The sequence below is a fragment of the Cronobacter sp. EKM101R genome (genome assembly GCF_963888145.1).
In the GTDB taxonomy this organism is placed as follows: Bacteria; Pseudomonadota; Gammaproteobacteria; order Enterobacterales; family Enterobacteriaceae; genus Cronobacter; species Cronobacter turicensis.
This window is the reverse complement of sequence record NZ_CAWPHW010000071.1, coordinates 51469-66675: the sequence shown is the minus strand read 5'-3', so window position 1 is coordinate 66675 and position 15207 is coordinate 51469. Positions and strand designations below refer to the sequence as shown.

Annotated in this window: 15 protein-coding genes; 2 read left to right on the top strand and 13 right to left on the bottom strand. The window is 59.5% G+C overall.

Annotated features, from left to right (window positions below; all coding sequences use genetic code 11):
* Nucleotides 1-85 precede the first annotated feature (85 nt).
* Nucleotides 86-934, top strand: a complete 849-nt coding sequence (gene sseA / locus AACV31_RS21805) for a 3-mercaptopyruvate sulfurtransferase (protein WP_165156031.1) — start codon at nt 86-88, stop codon at nt 932-934.
* On the top strand, nt 934-1707 hold the full coding sequence (locus AACV31_RS21800) for a MurR/RpiR family transcriptional regulator (RefSeq protein WP_165156029.1): 774 nt from the start codon (nt 934-936) through the stop codon (nt 1705-1707). Before sseA ends, AACV31_RS21800 begins: the two co-directional genes overlap by 1 nt.
* Nucleotides 1708-1737: 30 nt before the next feature.
* Here AACV31_RS21800 and AACV31_RS21795 read toward each other — a convergent pair whose 3' ends face one another.
* The 13 genes from AACV31_RS21795 to trmJ all read right to left on the bottom strand — a co-directional run bounded on the left by AACV31_RS21795 (nt 1738) and on the right by trmJ (nt 15129).
* Nucleotides 1738-3864, bottom strand: a complete 2127-nt coding sequence (locus tag AACV31_RS21795; protein ID WP_165156027.1) for a M48 family metallopeptidase — start codon at nt 3862-3864, stop codon at nt 1738-1740.
* Between the two features lie 111 nt (nt 3865-3975).
* Nucleotides 3976-6078 carry a M48 family metallopeptidase gene (locus AACV31_RS21790; protein ID WP_165156025.1) on the bottom strand — a complete coding sequence of 701 codons (2103 nt, stop codon included), beginning with the start codon at nt 6076-6078 and terminating at the stop codon, nt 3976-3978.
* Between the two features lie 213 nt (nt 6079-6291).
* The gene (gene sseB / locus AACV31_RS21785) at nt 6292-7089 is read right to left on the bottom strand and encodes an enhanced serine sensitivity protein SseB (RefSeq protein WP_165156023.1); all 798 of its coding nucleotides are present in this window, start codon (nt 7087-7089) and stop codon (nt 6292-6294) included.
* Nucleotides 7090-7324: 235 nt separating this feature from the next.
* A complete protein-coding gene (gene pepB, locus AACV31_RS21780; RefSeq protein ID WP_165156021.1) occupies nt 7325-8611 on the bottom strand; it encodes an aminopeptidase PepB in 1287 nt (428 codons plus the stop codon).
* Between the two features lie 63 nt (nt 8612-8674).
* A complete protein-coding gene (gene iscX, locus AACV31_RS21775) occupies nt 8675-8875 on the bottom strand; it encodes a Fe-S cluster assembly protein IscX (RefSeq protein WP_075199707.1) in 201 nt (66 codons plus the stop codon).
* A 1-nt stretch (nt 8876) separates the two neighbouring features.
* The gene (gene fdx / locus AACV31_RS21770; protein ID WP_004385928.1) at nt 8877-9212 is read right to left on the bottom strand and encodes an ISC system 2Fe-2S type ferredoxin; all 336 of its coding nucleotides are present in this window, start codon (nt 9210-9212) and stop codon (nt 8877-8879) included.
* Nucleotides 9213-9214: 2 nt separating this feature from the next.
* Entirely contained in the window at nt 9215-11065 is a 1851-nt protein-coding gene (hscA, locus tag AACV31_RS21765; RefSeq protein ID WP_165156019.1) for a Fe-S protein assembly chaperone HscA, read from the bottom strand.
* A gap of 15 nt (nt 11066-11080) precedes the next feature.
* On the bottom strand, nt 11081-11596 hold the full coding sequence (gene hscB / locus AACV31_RS21760; RefSeq protein WP_165156017.1) for a co-chaperone HscB: 516 nt from the start codon (nt 11594-11596) through the stop codon (nt 11081-11083).
* Nucleotides 11597-11677: 81 nt separating this feature from the next.
* Nucleotides 11678-12001, bottom strand: coding sequence for an iron-sulfur cluster assembly protein IscA (iscA, locus tag AACV31_RS21755; protein ID WP_007763241.1), 324 nt, complete (start codon nt 11999-12001; stop codon nt 11678-11680).
* Between the two features lie 24 nt (nt 12002-12025).
* Nucleotides 12026-12412, bottom strand: a complete 387-nt coding sequence (gene iscU / locus AACV31_RS21750) for a Fe-S cluster assembly scaffold IscU (protein ID WP_004385925.1) — start codon at nt 12410-12412, stop codon at nt 12026-12028.
* A 28-nt stretch (nt 12413-12440) separates the two neighbouring features.
* Nucleotides 12441-13655, bottom strand: a complete 1215-nt coding sequence (gene iscS / locus AACV31_RS21745) for a cysteine desulfurase (protein ID WP_007777299.1) — start codon at nt 13653-13655, stop codon at nt 12441-12443.
* Between the two features lie 116 nt (nt 13656-13771).
* Nucleotides 13772-14260: a Fe-S cluster assembly transcriptional regulator IscR gene (iscR, locus tag AACV31_RS21740; protein ID WP_007700622.1), complete on the bottom strand. Its 489-nt coding sequence runs from the start codon at nt 14258-14260 to the stop codon at nt 13772-13774.
* Between the two features lie 131 nt (nt 14261-14391).
* On the bottom strand, nt 14392-15129 hold the full coding sequence (gene trmJ / locus AACV31_RS21735) for a tRNA (cytosine(32)/uridine(32)-2'-O)-methyltransferase TrmJ (RefSeq protein ID WP_165156015.1): 738 nt from the start codon (nt 15127-15129) through the stop codon (nt 14392-14394).
* Nucleotides 15130-15207 lie beyond the last annotated feature (78 nt).

The following is a 15207-nucleotide window of genomic DNA, read 5'->3' as shown; positions in this document are numbered from 1 at the left end:
CCGCTCGCGACATCAGCAATGGTGGCTTGTGGTGAGATGAAAAAGCGCTGACAATCCGTTCCTCAGCGATGACACGGAGAACGCCATGTCCACATCCTATTTTGTCGCGAGCCACTGGCTTGCAGAGCATATCGACGACCCGGAAATTCAGATCCTCGACGCCCGTATGGCCCCTGCGGGCCAGGAACACCTGCGCAATATGGCGGAAGAATATCGCGCGGGCCATCTTCCCGGCGCGCGCTTTTTCGATATCGAAGCGCTGTCCGATCATTCAACCCCCCTGCCCCATATGATGCCGCGCCCGGAGGCGTTCGCGGTCGCGATGCGCGAGCTGGGCGTCAGCCACGACAAACACCTGATTGTTTATGACGAAGGCAACCTCTTCTCGGCGCCGCGCGCCTGGTGGATGCTGCGCGCCTTCGGCGTACAAAACGTGTCGATTCTGGCGGGCGGCCTTGCCGAATGGCAGCGCGACGGTTTGCCGCTGGAAGAGGGCGTGGTCGACGCGCCGGAAGGCGAGTTTGAAGCCAAATTTGACGACGGGCTGGTCAAACGCCTGACCGATGTCTTACTGGCAAGCCACGAGAAAACCGCACAGATCGTCGACGCCCGTCCGGCGGCGCGCTTTAACGCCGAAGCCGATGAGCCGCGGCCGGGCCTGAGGCGCGGCCATATTCCCGGCGCGCTGAACGTGCCGTGGACCGATCTGGTGGTCAAAGGCCAGCTCAAAACCACCGACGAACTGCGCGAAATATTCGCAGCCCAGGGCGTGGATCTGCAGCGCCCGATTATCGCCAGCTGTGGTTCTGGCGTGACGGCGGCGGTGGTAATGCTCGCTCTCGCCACCCTTGAGGCACATGACGTGAAGCTCTATGACGGCTCCTGGAGTGAATGGGGCGCGCGCGACGATCTGCCCATCGAACCGGCGCCATAATGGATAACCGCCTGACGCCGTTGCTGATGCGCGGCGAGTCGCTGACCCGCGCCGAGTATCGCGTACTTTCCCACCTGACGGCGCACCCGCTGCGGGTGGGAAATATCACGGTGCGCGAGCTGGCGCAGGAGACGTTTGTTTCCACCGCCACCATCATGCGGTTGTGTCATAAGCTTGGCTTCAGCGGTTACAGCGAACTGATCTGGCACTGTAAGCAACTGCTTACTGACACACCCCATCTCGCCATTGAACCCGATGCCGCGCCCGACGCCCTGCCCGCTCTGTTTAACCGCTTTGTCGACAATTATCAGCAGACCTTTCGCTGGGTGACGCCGGAGAAAATCACCGCTTTCAGCCAGTTGCTGCGCGAAAAGGAGCAGTTTTTTCTCTACGGGGCGGGGTTTTCGTATCTGTTTGCGGAATACCTCACTAAGAAATTACAGGTGCTCGGCAAGACGGCCTTTATCTCCGGCCCCGGCGACAGCCGTAATATTTTTCTCAGCAACGCGGCGCGCTATGAGGTGTTTATTGCGGTCTCGCGCAGCGGCGAAACGGAACAGGTGCTCGATAAAGCGCGCATCGCCCGCAATGTCGGCATGGAGGTCGTGGCGTTTACCCGCGCGTCGCCAAATCCACTGGCGGAGCTCTCCGGGCTGCATTTTCCACTGTATGACGAGGCTATCCATTTCGCCGCCGAAGCGGCGGGGATCACCTCGTTTGAATCCAATCTGGTGATGCTTATCGACCTGCTGCTGTTGCAGGCGCAGGCCTAACAGCGCGGCCCGCAGGCCGCGCCGCTTCCCTTACGAGAAACGCGACAGCGCGTCGCGCGCGTGGATGGCGTTAAGGTTACGCACCAGCAACTCTACCAGCATGTCGGCGGAGTACGCCTTACGGCTGTCCCCTTCGCGAAGCCCGCCAATAAACACAAACGCCAGCTTACGCTTGCCGCGCTTCACGCGGGTGTAGTTTTTCCAGCGGCCGCCAACGGCGCGCGGCGGCTCAAACCCTTCGCGATAAATCAGCGTCACGGTGGTGGTGTCGTTGGCGGTTTGCACCGAAAAATCTTCGATCGCGCTCAACGGAATGCCCGCCGTGAACTGACGGCAGTGCAGCGAATCGGGCGTCATCGTCAGGAACGGGATTTCACGCTTCTGCCACTGCTGCCAGAGCACGTAACAGGTCAGTAAGCCCAGCAACCCCGTGCCAATCGCGATGGCGACGATTTTACCGTCGTCAACGCCCTGAATAGTAAAAGGATTAACAATTTTCAGCATAGCGACCGTCGCGACAAACAGCACCGCCGCCAGAATCCCGCCGACGAAAAAGACTTTTTTGCCGGAGTAGAGCGTGACGGCCTCGCCGGACTGCTGCACAACCTCTTCCAGCTCGCGGCGGAACTCTTCGCGATGCTCGGCGGCTTTCCCGGCGAGCTCGCCGGTCATCGTGCCGGACAGCGCCTCAGGCTGCGCGAACCACAGACGCAGGTTTTCCCACGGATCCTGCGGCACCGCGCGGGTGGCGTGGTGAATCAGCGAGTCATCGATAGCGCAGCCGAGCGCCTCAATACGCGCGCGTGACGGCGGGTGACTGTCGGTCGGGTGCGCGGCTTTGTGCTCCAGATAACGCTGGATATCGCCAAAACCTTCTTCGCGCAAGCGGGTCACCAGCGCGGCCACCAGATCCTCAAAGCCCGGTTTACCGTTAAAGAAATCGTCGAGCGTGTTGTTCAGCGGCTCGCTGACGGCGGAAATACGCAGCAGCGACGACGCCAGCGCCTGCGGTGAGCTGGCGCGCGCGCCCATCTCATCGGCGGCGTGCTCGCGGATGCGGCTCCAGTGGCTCACCGTCTCATGCAGCTGTTCGATAAAGTAGACGCCCATATAGAGCGACGGATAGAGCACCACGTGATCGATAAACGGCGCGCTCTGCTGGTTTTGCGCCATCGTGTTGATGCTGTTGGTAATACCCGCATACAGCGGCGCGAAGCGCAGGCTGTACTGCGTATCCTGGCCTGCGAAGTGGCCTAGCTCGTGGCCGATGACCGCGCAGGTTTCGTCGTTATCCAGCAGCGCCGCCCACGTGAGCGGGAAATAGAGCGTCTGGCCGGTCAGCAGCGGCCCGTCTTCAAGCTGCACGCTGTTGGCGGTGACATAAAAGCCTTCCAGCATCCCGACCACAATGTTATCCGGCATCATCGCCCCGGTTTTCCGGGACAGCGCTTCCACCATGCTCCAGAGCGCGGGCGCCTGTTCGCGGGTCAGATTATGGCCCACCACATGATTCGGTTCCGGCTGGAACAGCGCGAAGCAGCGACGAATGCTGCCGAGGCTTTTATAAAGCACCCACAGAATACCGAACAGGATCACCAGCGCGAACAGCATCACTTTGAGGCCGCCAGCGTTCATTTTGTAATGCGTGGCGAACCAGAGCGTCTCATACCCGACGACCGCGAACAGCGCCAGCCCGCAGCAGACGATCTGCGCGACCATGAGCCACGGCAGCAGCTTGCGGCACTTATCAAACGCCTGCACCAGCGCGTCCTGCGACTGCTTCGCGAGGGTCACGCTGCGCCGACACAGCGCGATCGCCCCGGCGTTCAGCACAATGCACAGCAGCGCCAGCCCAACGGCGAAGGACGCCAGCCCGCTCTGGGTGCGCGCCAGCATGATCTGGCCGGCGTATTCGTTCTGAACACTCCGTTCGCTCTCAATCACTTCTGTCGCCGGAACGCGGTAGTTTTTCCCGTCGCTGGTAAATTCAATGATCGCTTTCGGATCGTGTTGCAGCGCGTCGCTCGCCGTCTGAATCAGGCTGTTGGAGCTGTCGACGCTCTCAAGAATGTCGCTAACACGCCAGTGCTGCCAGACGGCATAGCAGGCCACCAGCAGCGGCACCAGAAAAAGATAAGCGAGATGCTTCCTGTTCATCGTTACGTCGTTTCCTTGTTTATCCATAGACTGCGGGGCGCGCCCCGCGGTTAAAAGCGCCTGTCGACGGACAGGCGCCGCATCCCACAGCCCTCTGACGGGGCCGATGGTTTACTGCATCTTGTGGAGCTCCGCCTGGGCGGCGGCCGCATGGAGGTACACTTCCACCAGCTCCATCAGTCCTTCCTGTGAAACCGGTTTGTTGTCGGCGTCACGCAGTTTGCCGCTCACATCCAGCAGCATCTGACGCTCTTTTTTATCCACGTGGCGATATGCCCGAAAGCGCGCGCCAGCCAACGGCGGAGGCTGGTAGCCTTCTTTGTAATCAAGCCCTATCAGCATCCCGCTTTTCGACGGCAAGAACAGATAGCCGGTCAGCGCGGAAATCGGCACCGGCTCCGTCAGCTCGCGGAAAATCAGACTTTGCGGCGTTAAGACCATCAGCGGCTGCTGGCTTATGCGCCAGTAACGCAGCACGCTCCGGATCCCAAGCCAGCAGAAATACGCGAATATCAGCGTAATGATGAGGCCCACCAGCTCAGGCTTACCAGGCGGGAATTGCCACTCGCGATCGGCATGAAACGCCACAATCATCGACACAAACGTCACGATGGTCAGTACGCCGCCGCGCGAAATACGGCTACGGGAGTAGATCGCCTGTTCGCCCGAGGCCGCTTCCACCACGGTTTGCAATTCGTTGCGCCAGGCGCTGCGATGTTCAGCGACCTGCCCGGTAAGCGCTGCCGTGAGCGCGCGGGCCAGCCCGTCGACATCCGCGAACAGCGTTTGCAGATGCGCGTAGCTCTGTGGGCTTACCGGCCGCGAGGCCTGAATCGCCGAAAGCTCGACCGAGCAGCCGAGGGCCTCGATGCGTGAACGGCATGGCGGGTGGGAGTCGTAAGGGTGCGACGTTTCGTTCTCCAGATGTTCGCGCGGGTCCGGCAAGGGGTGGCCGCTCAGGTGCGCCAGCAGCGAGGCCACCACGTTGTCGGTCTGAACACGTGCCTCGTAAACGGCCTCCAGGTATTCATTCACCGGACCGCTCAGCGCCACGATACGCAGCAGCGCTGACGCGAGCGCCTGCGGTGAGCTGGCCTGCGCGCCCGCCTCATCGGCAGCGTGCTCACGACGCTTGCGCCACAGCATTACCATGCCGTGGAACTGTTCGAGAAAGTAATGCGCGCTATACAACGCAGTGCGTAATTCGAGCACGCTGAAATACGTCTTTTGACCTTCCTTCGGCTCCAGCGCGTCAAGGCTGCGGCTGAAACCATCATAGAGCGGCAGAAAGCGCTGGCTGAATTCGGTATCTTTACCGGAGAAGTGCCCCAGTTCATGGCCGATCACCGCCGTCATCTCCTCCGGGCTCAGCAGCGCCGCCCAGGTCAGCGGAAAGTAGAGCGTCTTGCCGACGACCGTTTCGCCATTATTCAGCAGCAACGGGTTTGCGGTGACGTAGAAGTTGTCGGTAAGCCCTACCACAATATTATCCGGGGCAACCGCCTTGCCTGCCAGCGCGTCTACCGCCTGCCAGAGCGCAGGCGCCTCGCCACGGCTGAGACGATGCCCCATCACCGGCTTCGGCACCGGGCGAAACAGCGCAAAGCATCTCACGACCGTCACCAGGATTTTCCAGAACATCCAGAGCACGACGCCCGCGACGATCAGGAGAAAGAGAACGACTTTGCCAGGCACCAGGTGGAGATTAAACGCGATGGCCGCCCAGACGACTTCATAAAACGCGATACTGAGCTGGTAAAACGGCCCCACCAATAGTTGCGCGGCCATAATAAAAGGCAGCAGCAGACGGCACAGCCAGAACGCCCTCAGTAACGCGCCCTGCGAACGCTGCCCCTGCGCCACGCAAAAGCGGCACAGCGCCACGGCGCCCGCGTTAATCAGCAGACTGATAAACGTGAAGAACATACCGCTGCGCGCCAGAAACAGCTCAACATCCGCCGCGCCAATCCACTCCCGGTTTTCTGCGAGATACTGCTGCGCCCGCTCCTGCGCGTCGATGGCGGGCATTTCTGTCTCCTGCCCATCGTGACGGTAAGTCAGCGTTGCGCGCGGCGACTCGCTCGCGGCCGCGACGATTTGCGTTTCATACTGCGCGCGTTCCAGCACGTGACTGACGCGCCAGTTCTGCCAGGCGGCATAGAAAAACAGGATCAGCGGAATTAAAAAGAGGTAGGTGACGCTCTTTTTATGCATGGTATGGCCCTTGTGCGATGTGAAACAGGAACGGCGCCCGCCCATGGATTCAGGCAGCGAAAGCGTGGATAAACGTAACGGGGGCGCAGAAGGCCGGAAGCTTAACAAAGCGAGCCCGCAGGTGGGCCTACCAGAATTTGGCTTGCTACTGAAAACAATGTGTTAACAGGGCAGAAAAACGCGGCGTCGGGCGCCGCGCGGGAAGATGCAGGGTTAAATAATGCGGTTTTGTTTGAAATCGCGCAGGAAGCTGCCCCAGCGACGTTCGTAGAACGGCGTCAGGTGCGCCATCATAAAGTGGCTGATGCCCTTCTCGCCTTCCACCACCTGGCAGATATCCACCGGCTCATCGCCCGGCAGGGTGTCGGTCGCCACACTGCCAGCGGCGTTAATCACCGCGTCGATGTCGCCGTCCGCCTCGATGCCGATAAGATAGTTCGCGGGCTCGTCGGCATGCTCTTTCAACAGGCACAGCCAGGCGCGCTTCACGGTTTTCATCTCTTTAAACAGCACGGTCAGCGATTCGATCATCTGCGCGGGCGGTTCGGCCACCTCAGAGAGCAGCAGCGAGGCGCCGCCTTCCAGCACTTCCTGCTGGCTGAGCGCCGAGACTTCCGGGCTTATCAGATGGCGAATTTCATTGGGCGTAAACTCTTTGCCGGTCGGCAGTTTGGCGTTGAGGAACAGCGTTTCGCCAAGGGTCATCTCAAACAGCGTGCGCACCGGCATCGCCACGAACGCCTGTTCGCCTTCCACCGCTTTTTCAAGGGCCGCCGGAGAGCTGAAGAAAGGGATCACCGAGGTACCGTCGTCTTTTTCCCAGTGCTGCAGATCCACGGCGCTTTCAGCGACCACCGCTTCGCCATCCGCCGCCTCGCCTGGCACCCACACGGTGGATTCCAGCAGCGTGCGGAAAAACGCCGGACGGAACGCAGGCTCCGCGGCCGCTTTCTCCAGCAGGGTTTCGAGTTCGTTGTTTTCTGCGTTGTTTTCGTTTTTCGTTTCGGACATAGCGTTTGTATTTTTCAGTGATGAGTAAGAGAAAAGCCTCTCACCCCGGCCCTCCCCTGTCGGAGAGGGGGAAACCCGCGGCATCGCGTTAATGGTGATGTAAGGCGGATAAAGGCAGCGCAATCATCGCGTCACATTATTATCGCGTTGATGGGTGCGCTTCGCTTACCCACCCTACAGGAATAAGACTTTGTTTCCAGGGCGGGTAAGCGAAGCGCACCCGCCCTGCCCGCCGTTACTCGTCGGTCAACAGATTCGCAAGGGTACGCACGCCGATACCGGTCGCGCCAGCCGCCCACTGCTCTACCGCCGCTTTGCGGTAAGTCGCGGAGCAGTCGATATGCAGCCAGCCCTGCTGGTAGTTCTCCACAAAGTGCGACAGGAAACCCGCCGCGGTGCTGGCGCCCGCCGGATAGGCGCCGCCCGCCGTGTTGTTCAGCTCGGCAAAGTTAGACGGCAGCTGGTTGCGGTGAAACTCCGCCAGCGGCAGACGCCAGAAGGCTTCGTTTTCCGCCTGCGCGCTTTGCAGCAGACGGTTCGCCAGCGCGTCGTCAAAGCTAAACAGCGCGTGGTAATCGTTGCCGAGCGCCGTCTTGGCGGCGCCGGTCAGCGTCGCGGCGTCAATAATCAGCTCCGGCTTCTGGGCGCTGGCGTCAATCAGCCCGTCCGCCAGCACCAGGCGCCCTTCGGCGTCGGTGTTCATCACTTCCACGGTTTTGCCGTTGCGATAGCGAATGATATCGCCCAGACGGAAGGCGTTGCCGCTGATCATATTATCCGCGCAGCAGAGGATCAGCTTCACGCGCTTGTTCAGGCCGCGCGTAATCGCGAACGCCAGCGAGCCGGTAACCAGCGCCGCGCCGCCCATGTCAGATTTCATCGAATCCATAAACGCGGTCTGTTTAATGCTGTAGCCGCCGGAGTCAAACGTAATGCCTTTGCCGACGAGGCAGGCATACACCGGCGCGTTCGCATCGCCCGTCGGGTTGAAATCGAGCGCCAGCAAGACCGGCGGGCGTTCAGAGCCGCGGCCTACGGTATGCAGCCCCATGTAGTTCTGCTCGCGCAGATCTTCGCCTTTGGTAATGCGATAGCTCACGCGCTCGCCGCCGACATCCGCCAGCAGATCCACCGCGCGCTGCGCCAGATGCTCCGGGCCCATCTCTTCCGCCGGGGCGTTAATAACATCGCGCACCCAGTCGATGACTTTCAGGCGGCTGTTGAGCTCTTTCTGCTGCGCGTCGTCAAGCGGCGCCCAGGTAACGGCGCGCTTGCCTTTCGGACCGCGATAGCCCATCCAGAACGCCCAGCTTTTTTCCACATCCCAGCCATCGCCGGCAAGCTCAACGTGTTTGAGCCCCTGGCCGTCGATTTTGCGCCCGGCGCGCTGGACAATGCCGAGATCGTCTTTGCCCGTCAGGTGCAGAGCGATACCGTCTTGCGTAAAACTGTACAGTGCTTTTTCACCCCAGCGAGCATCGGCAGGCTCGTGGGAAAGGGTAATCTTCATGGCTTCGGTCATTTTATTTTCCTTATATCGCCTGATGCGCAACGAAAACGGGCCGCCTTATGGCAGCCCGTTGCGTTATTCTGCTTCGTCTAACCAGACCAGCAGTATAGCCTCTAAAACCTTTTCGTTAGAGGCCTGTGGATCGTCATCGAACTCTTCGAGAGAGCAGATCCACTCGTGCATATCGGTAAAGCGCACGGTTTTCGGGTCCACGTCCGGGCGGCTGTCATACAGCGCCTCGCCGATTTCACGGCTGTCGGTCCATTTCAGTCCCATATTAATGCTCCCTGGCGTGGTTGATGGTGTAACGCGGCATCTCCACCACCAGATCTTCGTCAGTGACGCGCGCCTGGCAGCTCAGACGGCTTTCCGGCTCCAGCCCCCACGCTTTATCCAGCATGTCGTCTTCATCTTCGGTGCTTTCCGGCAGCGAATCGAAACCTTCACGCACGATGCAGTGGCAGGTGGTGCAGGCGCACGATTTTTCACAGGCGTGTTCGATTTCAATGCCGTTGCGCAGCGCAACGTCAAGAATGGTTTCACCGCTTTGCGCTTCCAGTACTGCGCCATCAGGGCAAAGGTCCTGATGAGGCAAAAAAACAATCTTAGGCATTATTAAACCTCGTCGACGGAGTGGCCTTTCAGCGCCTGACGGATGGATTCATCCATGCGGCGAGCGGCAAACTCCTGGGTCTGTTTATCTGTATTTTTTATCGCGTCTTCAATGGCGCTGGCGTCGTCGCCGTCGGCGGCGGCGCGCAGTTGCGCCATCGCGTCATCAATGGCGGCGCGTTCGGTCGCGCTAAGCAGCGCGCCGTCGCTTTTCAGCGCGCCGTCGAGGCTTTCCAGCACTCGCGCGGCTTCCACTTTCTGCTCGGCGAGCATTCGCGCTTTCACGTCCTGCTCGGCAAAGCTCATGGACTCCTGAATCATGTTGGCGATTTCGCCGTCGGTCAGTCCGTAAGACGGTTTCACCTGAATGGACGCCTCCACGCCGGTGGATTTCTCCATCGCGGTCACGCTCAGCAGGCCGTCGGCGTCCACCTGGAAGGTGACGCGGATATGGGCGCCGCCCGCTGGCATCGCCGGAATGCCGCGCAGCGTAAAGCGCGCAAGCGATCGGCAATCCTGCACCAGTTCACGCTCGCCCTGCATGACGTGAATCGCCATCGCGGTCTGGCCATCTTTGAAGGTGGTGAATTCCTGCGCGCGCGCCACGGGGATCGTGGTATTGCGCGGGATCACTTTCTCCACCAGGCCGCCCATGGTTTCAAGACCGAGCGACAGCGGGATAACGTCCAGCAGCAGCATTTCGCTGTCCGGCTTGTTGCCCACCAGAATATCAGCCTGGATAGCGGCGCCGATGGCGACCACGCGATCCGGGTCTATAGACGTCAGCGGCGTGCGGCCAAAAAATTCGCCGACGCGCTCGCGCACCAGCGGCACGCGGGTCGAACCGCCGACCATAACTACTTCCAGCACGTCGCCCGCTTCCACGCCCGCATCTTTCAGCGCGCGACGGCATGAGAGCAGCGTGCGCTTAACCAGCGGCGCGATGAGTTCATTGAACTGCTCGCGGGTGACAGCGCCCTGCCAGCCCGCCACGTTGACGTGCGCGACATCGGCGTCGCTGAGTTCGATTTTCGCCTGGGTGGCGGCATCGAGCAGCTGGCGCTGAAGGCGGTTGTCGCTGCGATCGGCGATGCCCGCCTGCTCGCGAATGTAATCCGCCAGCAGATGGTCGAAATCGTCGCCTCCAAGCGCGGAATCGCCGCCCGTCGCCAGCACTTCAAATACGCCGCGGCTTAAGCGCAGCACGGAGATATCAAACGTGCCGCCGCCTAAATCGTAAACGGCAATAACGCCTTCCTGACCGGAATCGAGGCCGTAGGCGATCGCCGCCGCGGTCGGTTCATTCAGCAGGCGCAGCACATGCAGCCCGGCAAGACGCGCGGCGTCTTTGGTGCCCTGGCGCTGCGCATCGTCAAAGTAGGCCGGAACGGTAATGACCACGCCGTCGAGCTCGCCCGCCAGCGCTTCGCGCGCGCGTTCAGCCAGCGTTTTAAGGATATCGGCGGAGATACGTACCGGATTCAGCAGCCCTGCCGGGGTGTCGATCATCGGCAGGCCGTTTTCGCTCGCGCGCAGCTGATACGGCAGATGCGGGTAGCGCGCCTGAATATCGGCGAGAGAGCGGCCCATCAGGCGCTTTACGGAACTGATGGTGTTAACCGGATCGTCCGCCGCCTGAGCGCGGGCGTCATACCCGACGTTGTAGCCCTGTGACTGGTAGTGCACCACGGACGGCAGCAGGTGGCGCCCCTGCTGGTCCGCCAGCGTTTCCGGCTGACCGCTGCGCACGGTCGCGACCAGCGAATGCGTGGTGCCAAGATCGATGCCCGCCGCCAGCTTGCGCTGGTGCGGCGCGCTACTCATGCCGGGCTCACTGATTTGTAATAAGGCCATGTTGAGCTTCCAGAATTAAAAATCGAGCCACTTTTCTTCGAGTTGTTCTGACTGGCTTAACAGCTTGTCGAGAAAACGCAGCTTGCGTACCGTATCGGCCGCCTGCGCCCACGCTTCGGCGTCCAGCTCCGTCACCATGTGCTGATGGCGTTCCTGATACATTGCTTTGACGTTACAGACAAAGGCTTCAAGGCGGTCGGCGTCTTTGGCCTGCTCAATCTCATCCAGCGCTTCGCGCAGCTCCAGTTGCTCCATCAGAAATGCAGTGTCGCGCACGGTGTGCTGTTCATTCGCCAGATCGAAGCCGTGCAGAGAGAGCAGATATTCCGCGCGCGTCAGCGGGTGGCGCAGCGTTTGCCATGCCTGATTGATGGTGGCGGATTGCGAGAGCGCCGCCAGTTGTTCGGCCTGGGAATGGCTTGCGTATTTATCGGGATGATACTGACGTTGCAGATCCTGGTAACGAGCCGCCAGTTGGGCACTGTCCAGCGCATAACGGGCCTGCAGCCCAAAGAGGGTGAAGTAATCCATAACAGTCTCGGGGTCAGTCAACGTGATAAAGCAAATACCCCGCCTGCGGCTGGCGCAGACGGGGAGAGGCGGGAAAGATTATCAGACGTTAAAGCTTTCGCCGCAGCCGCACTCATCTTTAACGTTCGGGTTGGTGAATTTAAACCCTTCGTTCAGGCCTTCTTTGACGAAGTCCAGCTGAGTGCCATTAAGGAATTGCAGGCTTTTACCATCGACCACCACCTTCACGCCCTTGTCTTCGAACACCGTGTCTTCTGGCAGCGGCGCGTCAACAAATTCCAGCACATAGGCCATGCCGGAACAGCCGGACGTACGCACGCCAAGACGCAGGCCAAAACCTTTACCGCGGTTGGCCAGGAAAGCGTTGACGCGCGCGGCGGCGGTGTCGCTAAGGGTAATCGACATACTACAACCTCAACTCATCAATGATTATTTTGCTTCACGTTTGCTTTTATAGTCCGCAATAGCGGCTTTGATAGCATCTTCCGCCAGGATAGAGCAGTGAATTTTTACCGGCGGCAGTTCGAGTTCGTCTGCGATATCGGTATTTTTAATTGCCTGCGCTTCGTCCAGGGATTTGCCTTTGACCCACTCGGTGACCAGCGAGCTGGACGCGATAGCGGAGCCGCAACCGTAGGTTTTGAAACGTGCGTCTTCAATGATACCTTCATTGTTGACTTTGATCTGCAACTTCATCACGTCGCCGCACGCCGGCGCGCCGACCATGCCGCTGCCGACGTTGTCGTCGTTGTTGTCAAAAGAGCCGACGTTGCGCGGGTTTTCGTAATGATCGATGACTTTTTCGCTGTATGCCATGTGTTATTTCTCCTGAATCCGATACCGATTAATGATGAGCCCATTCGATGGTGGTTAAATCCACGCCCTGCTTAAACATCTCCCACAGCGGAGAGAGGTCGCGCAGGCGGCCGATGGATTTGCGTACCAGTTCGATGGTGTAGTCGATCTCTTCTTCAGTCGTGAAACGGCCCAGAGAGAAACGGATAGAGCTGTGCGCCAGCTCGTCATTCATACCCAGCGCGCGCAGCACGTAAGACGGCTCAAGGCTTGCAGAGGTACAGGCGGACCCAGACGATACCGCCAGGTCTTTCAGCGCCATGATCAGCGACTCGCCTTCCACGTAGTTAAAGCTCACGTTCAGGATGGTCGGAACGCCCTGCTCCAGGTCGCCGTTCAGGTAAACTTCTTCGATATCTTTAATGCCGTTCCACAGACGGTTACGCAGACCGCGCAGGCGTTCCATTTCGCTCGCCATTTCTTCTTTAGCGATACGATAGGCTTCGCCCATGCCGACGATCTGGTGAACCGGCAGCGTACCGGAACGCATGCCGCGCTCGTGACCGCCGCCGTGCATCTGCGCTTCGATACGGATACGCGGTTTACGACGCACGTAGAGCGCGCCGATGCCTTTCGGGCCATAGATTTTGTGGCCGGTAAAGGACATCAGGTCCACTTTCAGCTGGGTCAGGTCGATAGGCAGCTTGCCCACGCTCTGGGTGGCGTCAACGTGATAGATGATGCCGCGCGCGCGGCACATTTCGCCGATGGTGGCGATATCCTGCACCACGCCGATTTCGTTATTCACGTGCATGATGGAAACCAGGATGGTGTCGTCACGCATCGCGGCTTCGAGTTCTTTAAGATCGATAATGCCGTTGCTCTGCGGGGCGAGGTAAGTGACCTCAAAGCCTTCGCGCTCCAGCTGACGGCAGGTGTCCAGCACTGCTTTATGCTCGGTTTTGCTGGTAATGATGTGCTTGCCTTTTTTCTGGTAGAAATTGGCCGCACCTTTGATAGCCAGGTTGTCGGATTCGGTCGCGCCAGAGGTAAAGACGATTTCACGCGGGTCCGCGCCGATGAGATCGGCCACCTGGTTACGGGCGATATCCACCGCCTCTTCCGCCTGCCAGCCAAAACGGTGGGAGCGGGAGGCCGGGTTACCGAAGGTTCCGTCCATCGTTAAAAACTGCATCATTTTCTCGGCGACGCGCGGGTCCACCGGCGTGGTCGCGGAGTAATCGAGGTAAATCGGTAATTTCATTGCTCTTAAGCTCCGTACATCTCAAAGCGGTGAATCAGGCAGCCGGCTGGATGTACGCCGCAGTCTACAGGATGCCGGAGCACCCTGGCCTGATTCGGGAAAAGCGTATTATTTTTTTAAGCGCGCAGTTTGACGTCGATAGCGTCCTGAGCGCGGGTCGGGCGATGGGCTTCATTATGCTGACGGTCAGAGACATCCAGCACTTCCTGGTTGTTCACCAGTTCACCTAAGGTAATGTTGTTCAGAAAACCGGTCAGACGGTCGCTCAGATCGCGCCACAGCGCGTGGGTCAGGCATTTATCGCCGCCCTGGCAGCCGCCTTTACCCTGACAACGGGTTGCATCGACAGATTCATCAACGGCGCTGATGACTTCACCAACCGCAATCTGGCCCGCGTCTTTACCCAGCAGATAGCCGCCGCCCGGACCACGTACGCTGGACACCAGGCCATTTTTACGCAGGCGAGAGAACAGCTGCTCCAGATAAGAAAGGGAGATACCCTGACGTTCAGAAATATCTGCCAACGGTACCGGACCGGATTCGGAGTTGAGCGCAACGTCCAGCATTGCGGTCACGGCATAGCGCCCTTTAGATGTCAGTCTCATGTCTTACTTAACCTCAAGCTCGCCCCTCGACGCGGGGGTTTTTATGAAAATGGGGGTATTGCATAGCAGGCGCAAGTCTGACATTCCCGAGTAAAATGGTCAACTATTTACCCGAGTATTTTACTCAAGTATTACGGCTTCTCATTACGGCTGCTTTCTATCGACGCCAGCATGCCGCGCAGGATGTTAAGTTCCTGACTTTCCGGGCGTGCGCGGGTAAAAAGACGGCGTAATTTGTTCATCACCTGGCCGGGATGATTAGCACGGATGAAGCCGGTCGTGAGCAAAACTTGCTCAAGATGGCCATAAAAACGCTCAAGATCGTCCACCAGCGGATAGGGGGCTTCTTCTTCGGCATGCGCAGGCGTCTGGGCATCCTGAGTGGCGAGCCACGCCATGCGAACTTCATAGGCTACCACCTGCACCGCCATCGCGAGGTTCAGCGAGCTGTACTCCGGGTTGGCCGCGATAGCGACGTGATAGTGGCACTTTTGCAGTTCGTCGTTGGTCAGCCCAACGCGCTCGCGGCCAAACACAATCGCGACCGGCGCATGCGCCGCTTCAGAGACGCTTTTCAGACCGCATTCGCGCGGGTCGAGCATCGGCCAGGGCAACGTGCGCGAACGCGCGCTGGTGCCGACCACCAGGCTGCACCCCGCCAGCGCTTCATCCAGCGTATCGACGATGCTCGCATTGCCGATCACATCGCTGGCGCCTGCGGCGAGCGCGATGGCCTGGGAGTCCGGTTTCACCAGCGGATTCACCAGCCACAGGTTGGTGAGGCCCATGGTTTTCATGGCGCGGGCAACAGAACCCATGTTGCCGGTGTGTGAGGTTTCAACCAGCACGATACGAATGTTTTGCAGCATAGCGACTCAGTATCCGAAAAGAATATCAGGACATCTTATCATAAACCTGAGACATATTCCGAACCCTCTGCTATAATC

Bases quoted from the DNA above. Each gene is read 5' to 3' on its own strand.
- sseA (WP_165156031.1), top strand. From the start codon at position 86: ATGTCCACATCCTATTTTGTCGCGAGCCACTGGCTTGCAGAGCATATC.
- AACV31_RS21800 (WP_165156029.1), top strand. From the start codon at position 934: ATGGATAACCGCCTGACGCCGTTGCTGATGCGCGGCGAGTCGCTGACC.
- AACV31_RS21795 (WP_165156027.1), bottom strand. From the start codon at position 3,864: ATGAACAGGAAGCATCTCGCTTATCTTTTTCTGGTGCCGCTGCTGGTG.
- AACV31_RS21790 (WP_165156025.1), bottom strand. From the start codon at position 6,078: ATGCATAAAAAGAGCGTCACCTACCTCTTTTTAATTCCGCTGATCCTG.
- sseB (WP_165156023.1), bottom strand. From the start codon at position 7,089: ATGTCCGAAACGAAAAACGAAAACAACGCAGAAAACAACGAACTCGAA.
- pepB (WP_165156021.1), bottom strand. From the start codon at position 8,611: ATGACCGAAGCCATGAAGATTACCCTTTCCCACGAGCCTGCCGATGCT.
- iscX (WP_075199707.1), bottom strand. From the start codon at position 8,875: ATGGGACTGAAATGGACCGACAGCCGTGAAATCGGCGAGGCGCTGTAT.
- fdx (WP_004385928.1), bottom strand. From the start codon at position 9,212: ATGCCTAAGATTGTTTTTTTGCCTCATCAGGACCTTTGCCCTGATGGC.
- hscA (WP_165156019.1), bottom strand. From the start codon at position 11,065: ATGGCCTTATTACAAATCAGTGAGCCCGGCATGAGTAGCGCGCCGCAC.
- hscB (WP_165156017.1), bottom strand. From the start codon at position 11,596: ATGGATTACTTCACCCTCTTTGGGCTGCAGGCCCGTTATGCGCTGGAC.
- iscA (WP_007763241.1), bottom strand. From the start codon at position 12,001: ATGTCGATTACCCTTAGCGACACCGCCGCCGCGCGCGTCAACGCTTTC.
- iscU (WP_004385925.1), bottom strand. From the start codon at position 12,412: ATGGCATACAGCGAAAAAGTCATCGATCATTACGAAAACCCGCGCAAC.
- iscS (WP_007777299.1), bottom strand. From the start codon at position 13,655: ATGAAATTACCGATTTACCTCGATTACTCCGCGACCACGCCGGTGGAC.
- iscR (WP_007700622.1), bottom strand. From the start codon at position 14,260: ATGAGACTGACATCTAAAGGGCGCTATGCCGTGACCGCAATGCTGGAC.
- trmJ (WP_165156015.1), bottom strand. From the start codon at position 15,129: ATGCTGCAAAACATTCGTATCGTGCTGGTTGAAACCTCACACACCGGC.